Here is a 12,917-nt window from a genome sequence, read left to right as displayed (position 1 = left end):
GACATGCCCCGACTGGTGCTCGTCCTGCATGAGCACGCGATGCTGTACGAGGTCGCGATCGCGGCCGAGGTCTTCGGCGTCGACCGTTCGGACCTTTCCCCCACCGGCGACTGGTACGAGGTCGTCGTGGCCTGCCCGGAACGGTCGCCGCGGCACTGGCTGCCGCAGCTGCCCGCGATCGACGTCTCGGAGATCGGCGACGCCGACCTGATCGTGGTCCCCTCCACGGATTCCCCCGGCGACGAGATCGATCCGGCGCTCGCGACCGCCCTCCGGGAAGCGCACGCGAGCGGGGCCCGGATCGCGGCCCTGTGCACCGGCTCGTTCGTCCTGGCCGAGGCGGGCCTGCTGGACGATCGGGTCGCGACCACCCACTGGATGCACGCCGACGACCTGGCCCGCCGCTATCCGCGGGTGAAAGTGCGCGCCGACGTGCTCTACGTCGACGAGGGCGACATCCTCACCTCCGCGGGCAAAACGGCCGCCCTGGACCTGTGCCTGCACCTGGTCCGCCGAGACCTGGGAGCGGCGGTCGCCAATGACCTCGGGCGCAGGCTGGTCGTCCCGCCGCATCGGCACGGCGGCCAGGCGCAATTCGTGTCCCCGCCGCCGTCCCCCGGCGGTTCGGGCTTGGCCCGCACCGCGGAGTGGGCGCGAGCCCGGCTGGATCAACCGCTCACGGTCGTCGACCTCGCCCGCCACGCGGGCCTCAGCTCCCGGCAACTCGCCCGCCGGATGCACGCCGAATTCGGTGCGGCACCGCTGACCTGGCTGCACCAGCAACGCCTCGCCCGCGCACAGGAACTGCTCGAACGCACCGGCTCCTCAATCGACCAGATCGCCGCCAGCTGCGGAATGGGCAGCGCCGCCACCCTCCGCCGCCGCTTCCGCGACGCGCTCGGCGTCACCCCTTCCGAATACCGCGCGACATTCCGGCTCGGCTAAGGCGCTTCCTCCCGCGCCGGGGCAGGCATCGTCACCACGAACCCCGTGCTGCGCCCCAAATCGTCCAGCAGCCAGCCCATCCGCTTGACCGTCCGCAGGATCAGCGCCGAATCCACCACCGACAGCGGCGCGAGGTCCTGTTCCAGATGTTCCTGCATCCGCATCGATTCCTCGATCGACCGCATCCATGTGGTCACCAGAAGATTCGCCGGCCCCGGCAAACTCGCCATCTGCCGCACCGTCGGGTTGGCGCGCAATCGGTCCACGCACGTTGACACGTGCGCCACCGGGACTTGGCACCACCAGTTCACGACAATCGGCGACGGCGTCAGCCCCTGCGCGATCTCGCAGCGGAACGTCAAAGCATCGGCGTTCAGCAGATGCCCGAGCTGGCGGCGCACGGTCGACACCGGACGTCCGGTGATCCGCGCCAAGTCCGCCGCGCTGCGACGACCGTCCTCGCCCAGCGCGACCGTCAGCGGGGCGTAAGGCTCTTCCCACGGCTGCAGTTTCGCCATCCGCCCGCCGCCGATGGCCGGCAGTTGCGACAGAGCCCGCACCCGCCGCCGGTCCAGCGCGCCCACTCGCCACGAACTGCCCTCGACATGCAGTCGCGACGCCAGGTGCGAGCGCGTGTTGAGCACGCCGGGCAAGCTGGGGATCGCGTCCAGCAGCAAGGCGGACAGGTCGCGCAGGCCGAGGCCGAAAACGGTCAGCACCAGGCTGTACTCACGCGAAGCTTCCTCGATGCTGGCCACCGATGGCCACGTCGACAGCTCGCGGATCAGCTCGCGCACCTGGCCGCTCGCGCAGCGGATTTCCACGTACGCGGCCTGCACCTGATACAGCCCGGGCACGTGCGGATACGCCGTCACCCACGCCGCTCCCCCGTCGCGCAGCCGCTCCCAGCGCCGGGCCAGCGTCACCGGAGAGGAGTCGAGCGCCGCGGCCAGCTGCGTCCAGGTGGCGCGGGGGCGCAGTTGCAGTGCGTGGATGAGCGAAAAGTCTTCCTCCTCCAGCGATTCGATCACTTTTTCTTCTCCAAGGAGCCAGGTCGCGAGCGATTCCGGCAACTCTAACCCGATATCGGGCGGCAGTTCGCACACTCGACCACCAAGACGCCGTTCCCCGACGAAGAGGAGCCGAGCCGGTGGACCTCCACGAAGACGCCCGCAGCCAGCAGGACGACCTGGCGCGGCTGCGCCAGGAACTGCACCGCGAGCCTGAAATCGGCCTCGACCTGCCGCGCACCCAGGAACGAGTCCTGCGCGAACTCGACGGGCTCGGGCTGGAGATCTCCACCGGGACCGATACGACGTCGGTGACCGCGGTGCTGCGCGGCGAGGGCTCCGCTCGCGATTCGGCTCAGCCGCGCACGGTCCTGTTGCGCGCCGACATGGACGCGCTCCCGGTCCAGGAAGCGACCGGACTCGATTTCGCCGCCACCAACGGCGCGATGCACGCGTGCGGCCACGATCTGCACACCACGTCGCTGGTCGGCGCGGCTCGGCTGCTGCACACGCACCGCGACCGGATCAACGGCGACGTCGTCCTGATGTTCCAGCCCGGCGAAGAAGGCTGGGACGGCGCGGGCGTGATGCTGAAGGAAGGCGTGCTCGACGCCGCCGGCCGACGCGCTGACGCCGCGTACGGGCTCCACGTCTTCTCCTCGATGCTGCCCAGCGGCCAGTTCGCCAGTCGTCCCGGGACGCTGATGTCGGCCTCGCACAAGCTGCTCGTGACCGTGCACGGCGAGGGCGGCCACGGGTCGATGCCGCACCGCGCCAAGGACCCGATCTCCGCCGCCGCAGCGATGATCACCGCGCTGCAGACGATGATCACGCGCCGCCTGGACATCTTCGACCCGGCGGTGCTCACCGTCGGCGTCATCCGCGGCGGCACGAAGCGCAACGTCATCCCCGCGACCGCCGAGTTCGAAGCCACCGTGCGCTGCTTCTCCGATGACACCGCGGCTCTGCTCGACACCACCATCCGCGAGACGATCGACGGTGTCGCGCGGGCGAACGGCGTCACCGCGGACGTCGTGTTCGAAAACGAATATCCAGTGACCGTAACGGATGTCGACGAAACGGCGTTCGGTGCCGAGGTCGTCCGCGAGACGATCGGCGAGCAGTACTACACCGACCTGCCCAACCCGGTCGCCGGTTCCGAGGACTTCTCCCGCGTGCTCGCCGCGGTGCCGGGCACGTTCCTCGGCCTCGGCGCGCTGATGCCGGGCCTCGAACCGCACACCGCGCCCAACAACCACAGCCCGTACGCCGATTTCGACCCGTCCGTGCTGTCCCGCGCGGCCACCGTCTACGCCGAACTCGCCGTCCGCCGTCTCGACCGATTCGCCGAAGGAGCATCGCGATGACTTCTGTGGTCCCAGACCGTCGCCGCACCCTGTTCGGGCTCGGTGCCGGCAACGCGATGGAATGGTTCGACTGGAACGTCTACGCCACGTTCGCGTCGTTCTTCGCCGCGCAGTTCTTCAATGCCCACAGCGCGGTTTCGGCCCTGCTGAGCACGCTCGCGGTGTTCGCGGTCGGCTTCGCCGCGCGGCCGATCGGCGGCTGGGTGTTCGGCTGGATCGCCGACCGCAAGGGCCGTCAGCTCGCGATGGCGCTGACCGTCGCGATCGCCGCCGCGGGCAGCCTGGTCATCGGCCTTTCCCCGACCTACGGCCAAATCGGCGTGTGGGCGTCGGTGATCCTCGTGGTCGCGCGGCTGGCCCAGGGCCTCGCGCACGGCGGCGAGCTGCCGTCCGCGCAGACCTACATCGCCGAGGTCGCCCCGCCGGCCCGCCGCGGGCTGTGGTCGAGCCTCATCTACTTCTCCGGCACCTGCGGCGTGCTCGTCGGCACGCTGCTCGGCGCGGTCCTCTCCGGCGTGCTGACCCACGAGCAGATGCTCTCCTTCGGCTGGCGGATCCCGTTCATCCTCGGCGGCGTCTTCGGGATCTACTCGCTCTATGTGCGGCTCCGCATGCGCGAGACCGAGGTCTTCCAGGCGGCGAAGAAGAACGCGGCGAAGGAGAAGGGCCAGATCTGGCAGACGATCAAGCAGAACCCGAAGCTGCTCGCCCAGGTCGTGGGGCTGACGGTCGGCGCGACGGTCATCTACTACATGTGGGCCGTCGCCGCGCCGTCGTACGCGATCACCGTGCGCGGCGTCCCTCCGACCGGTGCGCTGTGGGCGGGCGTGTTCGCGAACGTGGTCTTCCTGATCGCCTTGCCGTTGTGGGGAATCCTGTCCGACCGCATCGGCCGCAAGCCGGTGCTGTTCATCGCGATCGCGGGCCTGCTCCTGCTGAGCTTCCCGCTGAACGCGATGGTCGGGCACGAGCCGTGGCAGCTATTCGTCGCGATGTCGATCGCGCTGCTGTTCATGGCCGGATTCTCCTCGATCGGCCCGGCGGTCTACGCGGAAATCTTCCCGACCCGCATCCGCGCGGTCGGCGTCGGAGTGCCGTACTCGATCGCGGTCGCGGCCTTCGGCGGAACGGCACCGTACTTGCAGACGCTGTTCGCCGGGAACGGGCATCCGTCGCTGTTCATCATTTACGGGATCGTGCTGATGGTGATCAGCGCGCTGGTCGTGTTCACGCTGCCGGAGACCCGGGGCGTGGACCTGCGGGAGAAGACCGAGACGGCGGACCGGGACGCGCAGCCCAGCCGCGAATCGTCTACAGTGGACTGAAACTTCCGGGTGGGGAACCCTGAGGGAATCAGCGTCCCGGAGGGTTCCCCTCACGGCCTTCTCCGCATGTGCTCAGGTGTCCGGCTGGGTTTCGCCCAGTTGCCACCACAGCGCCGCGCGCAGTTGTTCGATCAGGGCCTCGTCGTCCTCCTCGCTCGGGTCCGCGCCCAGCGGAACCCAGCGCTCCTCCACCAGTTCGCCGTCGTCGTAGCTGCTGATCAGTATCCCCGGATACGAAACCGTCAGTTCGTCCTCCGGGCAGCCGGTCGCGCACGGCCGGTCGTCCATCCGCACATGCCGGTAGTGCAACCGCACCCCGACCCATCGGCCGGGCGGCCGCGGCTGCTGGTCCGTGCCGTCCATCGCCCGCTCCCGCTCGCCCCATGTCCCCCGGCTGAAGGTCGCGGCCGGGGCGGCCGGAGTTACCAGCCGGTTGTTCCGGTTGGGTAACGGCATCCGGTGACAGCACCGCGACACGGTCCGCAACGTGTTGACAACGACCTCGCCCGGCGGCGAGGCTGGCGCGGTGAGCAGCGGACCCCGGCGGCGGCTGGATCCCGCGCAGCGCCGGGCCGAGATCCTCGCCGCGGCCCGGCGGTGCTTCGGCGCGGGCAGCTACTCCTCGGTGTCCACTTCGGACATCGCGGCCGCGGCGGGAGTCGCCCGGCCGCTGATCAACCACTATTTCGGCGGCAAACGCGAGCTGTACCTCGAAGTGGTGCGGCAGATGACGATCGTGCCCGCCCCGGTCGTCGACGCGCTGCCGGACGGCCCGCCCCGGCTGCGCCTCGAGGTCGGCATCGACCGCTGGATCGACGTCGTGGAACGCAACCGCGACGCCTGGCTCACCGTGATCGACGCGGCACACGATCCGGAGGTCGAGCGGATCATGCGCGAGGCGGACGAGATCGCCGCCGACCGCGTGCTCGCCGCGGCCCAATTGCCCGAGAACGGGCATCCGCAGCTGCGGGCGATGATCCGCGCGTACGGCGGGATGTTGCGCGCCGCGTCCCGGGAATGGCTGGTCCGCGGCACGCTGGAGCGGGCCGAACTGCGTGCGTTCCTGGTGGAATCGCTGGTGCAGCTGCTGGAAACGACCTATCCGGCCGTGCTGGCGCAGCAGACCTCCGCCACCGGCTGAGCAGCACGCCCGCCGAACGCGGGCAGGATGGTCAGCACCGCGCCCACCGCCATCGCCGCACCGAGGACGATCGGCGCGCGCAGGCCGTACGGCTCGATCAGGCTGGCCCCGACGGACGAGCCGAGCATGACCCCGAGTGTGATGAACGACGAATGCACCGTGTTGACCAGCGGGCTGGTGTTCCCGGCCCGCTGCACCCGCACCGCCATCGCGGGGTTCATCGTCACGCCGACCAGACCGATCGCGAGCAGGAACGCCAGCGCGGCCGCGGGCAGGTCGGTGAACAGCGCGAACCCGGTGAGGAACACCGCGTTCAGGAGCGTGCCGGCCACGAGTGCCGACAAGGTGTGCCGGTCAGCGAGGCGGCCGACGATGCTGTTGCCGACGACGGTGGCCGCGCCGTAGCCGAGCAGCAGCACCGGGACCGTGTCCGGCGAGAACCCGCTGACCTCGGTCAGGATCGGGGTGAAGAAGCTGAACGCGGAAAACGTCGCGCCGATGATCAGTGTGCTGGAGACGAGCGCGAGAAGCAGCTTCGGGCGGCGGAAAACGCTGAAGTCCGCGGCTTCCCGGCGATCGGTCTGTCCGACGTCCCGGACCTGGAACTGGGTCAGCAGCGCGGCGAGCACGGTCAGCAGGGTGATCGTCCAGAACGCCGCCCGCCAGCCGTAATGTCCGCCCGCGAAGGTCGCCAGCGGCAGCCCGAGCAGCGTGCCCAGCATCAGGCCGTTCATCGCGACGCCGATCGCCCGCCCGCGCACGCGTTCGCCGACCAGCTGCCCGCACAGCGAAATCGCGATTCCGAAGAAGGCTTGCGACGCGACGCCGCTGATCACGCGGGCAGCCACCATCACCGAGTACGTCGTCGCGAGCGCGGCCAGCACGTTGCCGGCCAGGAACACCGCGAAGATGACCATCAGCGCCGCTTTGGGCCGAACGCGCAGCAATGCCAGCGTCAGCACCGGACCGCCGAGCGCCATCGCGACGGCGAACACCGTGATGAGGTAGCCGACTTGTGCGACGTCGACGCCGAGTCCGGCAGCAAGCTGCGGCATCAGCCCGGCGACCGCGAACTCGCTGGTGACCATGGCGAAGATGCCAGCAGCCAGTACGTAGACCGCGGACGGCACTTGAGGCGACGACATGGGAGACCCTTTCTTGTAACGATCGTTTCAAAACCTGGCCGTCGTTAAGCCGGGACGGGCAGGGCTGATTACGGACGAAGTGCCCGAGCGGATACCTGGACGATGTCGGCAAGCCGAGCCAGCGGCGCACCGCCTTGGGCCGAGATCCGCAGCCCGGCGACGCTGGCGTTCACATACGCGGCCAGCCCTTCCGCGGGAACCTCGGCGGTGACTTCGCCGGCCGCCTGACCGGCCCGCAACAGGTCGGTCAGCAGGCGCAACCGGGCATCGGTATCGCGAGCGATCTGCTCCAGGAACTCCGCGTTCCCGGTGTCGCCGGCCAACTCGGCGACGGAATTGACCGCGAGACATCCGCTCGGCGCACCGGTGCTCGACCGCTCGGCTTCTTCGAGTACCACCTTCGTCAGGTAAGCCTCGATTCGCGCTACCGCGTCGCCCTTCTTCGCGATCACGTCGGCCGTGGCGCGCGCTGTCGTGTCGAGATAGCGAGCGAGGCATTCCGCGAACAGCGCGCCTTTGCTGCCGAAGGCGTTGTACAGGCTGCTGCGGCCGAGACCGGTTGCCTGGCACAGTTCTTCGGCGCTGGCCGCGTGAAAGCCCCGCCGCCAGAACAGCTCAGTGGCGGCGGTGAGCACTTGCTCGCGGTCGAAGGTGCGCGGTCGAGCCATGCGGGCAGCCTACGGCATTGTGTAACGAAGTGTCCATAACGGCTAGCGATTGCGCCGGGCGTACGCGGCGGGCGTCGTGCCGGTCCAGCGTTTGAAGGCGTAAATGAAGCTCGACGCTTCGGCGTAGCCCAGGCGCAGGGCGACGTCGTCGACGGACAGCACGCCGGTGTCGAGCATTTCTTCCGCGAGCGTCTGGCGGACTTCGTCCAGCAGCTGGCGGTAGCCGGTGCCCGCCTCGGTCAACCGCCGCCGCAGGGTTCGCGAGCTGAGGGTGAGCTGGCGGGCGATCTCGTCCATCCCGGCGTCCGCGCCGCCGAGCCGCACCAGCCGTTCCCGCACCAGCTGCGGGACTCCCGAGCGCGTGCGGCGGCGGGCGACGAGGGCGTCGCACTGCGCGGCGCACAACGCGACGGTTTGCTCGTTGGCCTGCGGCAAAGGAAGGTTGAGCAACTCCGGATCGAGGGCGACCTGATGCTCGGCCGCGCCGAAAACCGGGACGACGCCGAAGGCAGTCCGGTATGCGTCCACAAAGGACGAAGACGGAAAGCGGAACTCCAGCCTTTCCAGGGAAATCTCGGGCAGCAGGTCCCGCATGACGGTGCAGATCGCGGAAAGGTCGCGCAGCGCGAGGAACCGGGCGACGTCGCCTGGCACTCGCGAATCGTCCAGCACCAGGCGGAGTCCGGCGGCGTCCAGCTCGACGTGCGGAATGCAAAAGGTGAACGACAAATCCAGGTAGCGCAAGGCGAACACCATCGCGTCGCGCATCGTCGGGCTGCTGATGCAGGCGAACCCGAAGATGCCGAACGTCGTCACGCGGTACCGGCAGCCGAGGCTGAGCGCGACGTCGTCGCCCGAGCCGACCGTCGACAGCAACGCCCGCACGACGGCCAGCTCCTGCCGCGCGTCGAGCTGCCGGTCCGGCGCGCGCAGTTCCTCGACCGGCACCCCGGGCAACGAGACTCCGCGTTCCTCGGCGAATCGGTGCATGAGCAGCACACTCGCCGTGCCGCGCGGGTAGTCCCAGTCGCGGATGGCGGGTGCGGCTAGCTCGGCCATGGCCGGAATTATGGATCAACCGGCCGTCCGCGTGCCGTTCGAGGGCCAAAACTGTCCGGGTTGCTCGTTAAGCTCCCGCCGTGCGCCTTTCCCACCGCGTCCTCAACCGCGCGACCCTCGACCGGCAACTGCTCCTCAAGCCCGCCAAGATGCCGGTTCTCGACGCCGTCACCCACCTAGCCGGGCTGCAAGCGCAAGCGCCGTTCCCGCCGTACTACGCGCTGTGGTGCCGGTTGCGGGGCTTCCAGCCGGACGATCTCGCGAGTCTGCTGCTCGACCGCAGCGTGGTGCGGATGGTGCTGATGCGCGGCACCGTGCACCTCGTCCCCGCCGCAGACGCGCTGGCGTGGCGTCCGCTGGTGCAGATCGTCATGGACCGCGCCCTGACCGCGGCCAACCAGCATCGCGAACCGCTGTCGAAACTCGACCACGACGCGGTGGCGAAGACGACCAGCGAACTCCTGCGCGAACGGCCGTATTCGAGCGATCAACTCGGCAAAGCGCTGGTCGAGCACTATCCGGAGACGCCGGCCGGGTCGCTGATGTTCCTGGTCCGCGCCGTCCTGCCGCTCGTGCAGATCCCGCCGCGCGGCGTGTGGGGCAAGGCCGGGCAGCCGACCTACCAGGTCGCGGACCACTGGCTCGACGGCGTCGCCGCGCCCGAACCGTCCGCCGCCGAACTGGTCCGCCGCTATCTCGCCGCGTTCGGTCCGGCGACGGTCGCCGACGTGCAGGCCTGGGCCGGTGTCACGAAGCTTGGCGAGGTGGTCGGGGAGATGGACCTGCGCACGTACCTCGATCCCGAGGGCCGCACGCTCTACGACCTGCCGGACGCCACGCTGCCCGACGAGGACACGCCCGCGCCGACGAGGCTGCTCGGCCCGTTCGACCAGACGCTGCTGTCCTACGCCGACCGCACCCGGATGATCAGCGACGGGCACCGCAAACGCGTGATCACCGTCAACGGCCTGGTCAAAGGCACCCTGCTGGTCGACGGCCGGGTCCGCGGGAGCTGGGAGACCACGACCGCCCGCGGGTCGGCGACGATGGTCCTCACCCCGTTCGAACGGCTGGCGAAACGTGACATCGCCGCGTTGGAGAGCAACGGGCGGAAGCTGCTCGCGTGGGCCGAGCCAGGCAAGACGCACGAGGTCCAGGTCGTGCCCGGGTAGCCTCGTCCGCTGGCCGGAATTCTCGATCGGGTGGCCGTTCGTGCCCTTCCGCCGAACTGGGCGCCTGCGTAGCTTCAGCCTATGGACGACACCCCGTCGGTGCTGATCGTCGGCACCGGGTTCGGCGGAATCGGCGCCGCGATCGAGCTGAAGCGCGCCGGTTTCCCGAACGTCACGATCCTCGAGCGGGCGGCCGAACCGGGCGGCGTGTGGCGCGAGAACACCTACCCCGGCGCGGCCTGCGACATCCCGTCGCCGCTGTACTCGTTCTCCTTCGAGCCCAATCCGGACTGGCCGAAGCGGTACGCGATGCAGCCGGACATCCACGCCTATCTCAAGCGCGTGATCGCGAAATACGGCATCGAACCGCACATCCGGTACGGCCGCGAGGTCACGTCCGCGACCTATGACAACGGCCGCTGGCACGTCGAGACCGCACAGGGCGAAACCTTCGAGGCAGACGTCTTCGTGCCCGCCGTCGGCCAGCTTTCCCGGCCCGCTTGGCCGTCGATCCCCGGCCGTGAGACCTTCGCCGGCGCGGCTTTCCACTCCGCTGAGTGGAACCACGAAATCCCGTTGGCGGGCAAGCGCGTCGCGGTGGTCGGCACCGGCGCGAGCGCGATCCAGTTCGTGCCGGAGATCCGCAAGGAAGCCGCGCACGTCACCGTCTTCCAGCGCACGCCGCCGTACATCATGGCCAAGAACGACGGCCGCTACAAAGCCTGGCAGAAGCGGCTTTTCCGCCGCCTGCCGAAGACGCAGCTGTTCGGCCGCGCGCGGATCTTCCTGCTCGCCGAATACGCGACCTACGGCATGACCCGGCACCCGGTGCTGACCAAGATCTTCGAGCTGCGGACCGCTCAGCTGCGCCGCCGCCATCTCAAGGACCGCACGCTGCGCCGCAAGGTCAAGCCGGACTATCCGCTGGGCTGCAAGCGGATCTTGTTCACCAACGACTACCTGCCCGCGCTCGCCCAGCCGAACGTCTCCGTCGAAACCTCGTCGATCAAGGAAATCACCCCGCGCGGCGTGCGCACCGAGGACGGCGTGGAGCACGAGGCGGACGTGCTGATCTACGGCACCGGGTTCAAGGCGACGGAATTCCTCGGCCCGATGAAGGTGTTCGGCCGCGACGGCCGGTCGCTGGCCGAGGCGTGGAGCGGCGGCGCGCGGGCATATCTCGGCATGACGGTGCCGGGATTCCCGAACCTGTTCTGCGTCTACGGCCCCAACACCAACCTCGGCGCGGGCTCGATCATCTACATGATCGAACGGCAAGCCCGCTACCTCCGCCAGGCCGTCGAGCACCTCGCCCGGCCGGACGTGGCGTCGCTGGAGGTGCGCGCCGAGGTCGAGGAGCGCTACGACCGCGAGGTGCAAGCACGGCTTTCGCACAGCGTCTGGAGCGGGTGCACCAGCTGGTACCGGCAGGAAAACGGCCGGGTGAGCACCAACTGGCCCGGGCTGGTCACCGAATACGACCGCCGGACCAGGGCACTCGACCCGGCCGACTACCTGGTGCGTTCGATCAGGGCAGGTTCTTCAGGCCCGCGCTGACCGTGTTGGCGAAGGAGTAGCCGTTCGACGCGTCCCAGTTGATGGACCAGGTCATCGCGCCGCGGAACTCCGGATACGTCGTCGACGGCTTGAAGGAGGCGCAGCCGGTGCCCTTGGCCATGCAGTTCATCGCCGATACGACGTTGGACGGCGACTGGTACCCGCCGCCCGCCGCCGAGCCCGAGGACGGCAGCCCGAACGCCACCTGGTCGGCCCGCAGGCCGCCCTGCAGCTGGATGCACGAGAGCGCGGTGAGGAAGTCGACGGTGCCCTGGGAGTAGACGTTCCCGTTGCAGCCGTTCATCGCGCCCGAGTTGTAGTACTGCATGTTGACGACGGTGAGGATGTCCTTGACGTTCAGTGCCAGCTGGAAGTAGCCGCCCTGGGTGGACTGCATGTCGATCGTCTGCGGCGCCATGGTGATCACCGAGCCGCCGCCGTCGTGGATGCTGCGCAGCGCCTGTCCCATGTAGGTGGCGTTGATGCCGTTCTCCAGGTCGATGTCGACGCCGTCGAAACCGTAGGTCGAGATCAGCTGCTTCACCGAGTTGGCGAAGTTGCTCGCCGAGGAGCTGTCGCCGACGCTGATCGTGCCCTTCTCGCCGCCGACCGAGATGATCACCTTCTGGCCGCGTGCCTGCACAGTCTTGACGTCCTCGCGGAACTGCGCGTCGGTGTAGCCGCCGAGCTTCGACGACAACGCCGGGTCGAGCGTGAAGCTCACCGCGCCGGGCGTCGTGGTGGCGTCGGCGAAGGCGATCGCGATGACGTTGTACGTCGTGGGCACGTCAGCGAGCCGGAGCGTCTTCGCGCCGTTGTCGAAGTTCTGCCAGTAGCCGGTGAGGATGTGCTTCGGCAGGTCGCCGTTGTGCGGCGGGGTGCTGGTCGTGGTGGTCGTCGTCGGCGAGGTCGGGGTCGTCGGCGTCGTGGACGTCGTGGGGCTCGTGGGGCTCGTGGACGTCGTGGGCGGGGTGCCCGGGCCGTCGAGGTTCACGTCGTCGGCGAGGTACGCGGGCTGGCCGTACCAGCCGTGCAGGTACACCGTGAGGCTCGTGGACGAGCCGGTGGTGAAGCTCAGGCTGAGCTGCTGCCAGCCGTTCGCTCCGGGCGTCCAGGTGTTCTGCGTGGCCGAGCCGGAGACACCGAGGTAGACGTAGCTGCCCTGAACCCACGCGGAGAGCTTGTACGCGGTGTTGGGCTGCACGGTGACCTGCTGGGAGCACTGCCCGGTGTCGGAGCCGGATGGCGCCGCGCTCAGCGAGTGGCTGCCGTCGTGCGCCTGGGTCGAGACGACCGACGCGGTGGCGGTGCAGGTCCAGCCGGAGAGCGAGCCGCTCTCGAAGCCGGGGTTGGCGAGGATGTTCGCGGCCGACGCGCTGCTGGTGCCGAGGGCGAGCGTGACGCCGAGCGCGAGCGCGACCGAGGCCAGCAGGGACACCAGGGCAGGCATCCGCCGGGGGGACGGGTGTGGGGACACGGGCAGACCTCCGCACGACAGTGAGCCAGGTCACCTCAAAATGGACTAGAC

12 protein-coding genes are annotated in these 12,917 nt (G+C 69.3%); 6 read left to right on the top strand and 6 right to left on the bottom strand.

Annotated elements, in window-relative coordinates; translation table 11 throughout:
- Nucleotides 1-3 precede the first annotated feature (3 nt).
- The gene (locus L3Q65_RS44070) at nt 4-945 is read left to right on the top strand and encodes a GlxA family transcriptional regulator (RefSeq protein WP_237598295.1); all 942 of its coding nucleotides are present in this window, start codon (nt 4-6) and stop codon (nt 943-945) included.
- On the opposite strand, the gene L3Q65_RS44065 is transcribed toward L3Q65_RS44070, so the two are convergent.
- The gene (locus tag L3Q65_RS44065) at nt 942-1,976 is read right to left on the bottom strand and encodes an Lrp/AsnC family transcriptional regulator (RefSeq protein WP_182892319.1); all 1,035 of its coding nucleotides are present in this window, start codon (nt 1,974-1,976) and stop codon (nt 942-944) included. The genes L3Q65_RS44070 and L3Q65_RS44065 overlap by 4 nt on opposite strands.
- Nucleotides 1,977-2,095: 119 nt before the next feature.
- On the opposite strand from L3Q65_RS44065, the gene L3Q65_RS44060 reads away from it, so the two are divergent.
- Together L3Q65_RS44060 and L3Q65_RS44055 are read left to right on the top strand one after the other, a co-directional pair.
- Nucleotides 2,096-3,322: a M20 family metallopeptidase gene (locus L3Q65_RS44060; RefSeq protein WP_182892320.1), complete on the top strand. Its 1,227-nt coding sequence runs from the start codon at nt 2,096-2,098 to the stop codon at nt 3,320-3,322.
- Nucleotides 3,319-4,647 (top strand): MFS transporter, encoded by a 1,329-nt coding sequence (locus L3Q65_RS44055; RefSeq protein WP_237598294.1) that lies wholly within the window; start codon nt 3,319-3,321, stop codon nt 4,645-4,647. Before L3Q65_RS44060 ends, L3Q65_RS44055 begins: the two co-directional genes overlap by 4 nt.
- A 72-nt stretch (nt 4,648-4,719) precedes the next feature.
- Here L3Q65_RS44055 and L3Q65_RS44050 read toward each other — a convergent pair whose 3' ends face one another.
- A complete protein-coding gene (locus L3Q65_RS44050; protein ID WP_182892324.1) occupies nt 4,720-5,010 on the bottom strand; it encodes a hypothetical protein in 291 nt (96 codons plus the stop codon).
- A 163-nt stretch (nt 5,011-5,173) separates the two neighbouring features.
- On the opposite strand from L3Q65_RS44050, the gene L3Q65_RS44045 reads away from it, so the two are divergent.
- A complete protein-coding gene (locus L3Q65_RS44045) occupies nt 5,174-5,788 on the top strand; it encodes a TetR/AcrR family transcriptional regulator (RefSeq protein WP_182892594.1) in 615 nt (204 codons plus the stop codon).
- Here L3Q65_RS44045 and L3Q65_RS44040 read toward each other — a convergent pair.
- The 3 genes from L3Q65_RS44040 to L3Q65_RS44030 form a co-directional block, all read right to left on the bottom strand.
- Nucleotides 5,746-6,933 (bottom strand): MFS transporter, encoded by a 1,188-nt coding sequence (locus L3Q65_RS44040; RefSeq protein WP_220507460.1) that lies wholly within the window; start codon nt 6,931-6,933, stop codon nt 5,746-5,748. The two genes, L3Q65_RS44045 and L3Q65_RS44040, sit on opposite strands and share 43 nt — an antisense overlap.
- A gap of 68 nt (nt 6,934-7,001) precedes the next feature.
- A complete protein-coding gene (locus L3Q65_RS44035; RefSeq protein WP_182892325.1) occupies nt 7,002-7,601 on the bottom strand; it encodes a TetR/AcrR family transcriptional regulator in 600 nt (199 codons plus the stop codon).
- A gap of 42 nt (nt 7,602-7,643) precedes the next feature.
- On the bottom strand, nt 7,644-8,660 hold the full coding sequence (locus L3Q65_RS44030) for an AraC family transcriptional regulator (RefSeq protein WP_237598293.1): 1,017 nt from the start codon (nt 8,658-8,660) through the stop codon (nt 7,644-7,646).
- An 80-nt stretch (nt 8,661-8,740) separates the two neighbouring features.
- Here L3Q65_RS44030 and L3Q65_RS44025 point away from each other — a divergent pair, with 80 nt between their 5' ends.
- Complete coding sequence (locus tag L3Q65_RS44025) at nt 8,741-9,832, top strand: winged helix DNA-binding domain-containing protein (protein ID WP_237598292.1); 1,092 nt, start codon at nt 8,741-8,743, stop codon at nt 9,830-9,832.
- Nucleotides 9,833-9,913: 81 nt separating this feature from the next.
- Nucleotides 9,914-11,389, top strand: coding sequence for an NAD(P)/FAD-dependent oxidoreductase (locus tag L3Q65_RS44020; protein WP_182892328.1), 1,476 nt, complete (start codon nt 9,914-9,916; stop codon nt 11,387-11,389).
- Here L3Q65_RS44020 and L3Q65_RS44015 read toward each other — a convergent pair.
- Nucleotides 11,361-12,839, bottom strand: a complete 1,479-nt coding sequence (locus tag L3Q65_RS44015; RefSeq protein WP_237598291.1) for a chitinase — start codon at nt 12,837-12,839, stop codon at nt 11,361-11,363. The genes L3Q65_RS44020 and L3Q65_RS44015 overlap by 29 nt on opposite strands.
- Nucleotides 12,840-12,917: the final 78 nt, after the last annotated feature.

Source organism: Amycolatopsis sp. FU40 (assembly GCF_021903635.1).
In the GTDB taxonomy this organism is placed as follows: domain Bacteria; phylum Actinomycetota; class Actinomycetes; order Mycobacteriales; family Pseudonocardiaceae; genus Amycolatopsis; species Amycolatopsis dendrobii.
The sequence above is the reverse complement of the archived record's forward strand: the minus strand, read 5'-3'. Positions and strand labels throughout refer to the sequence as shown.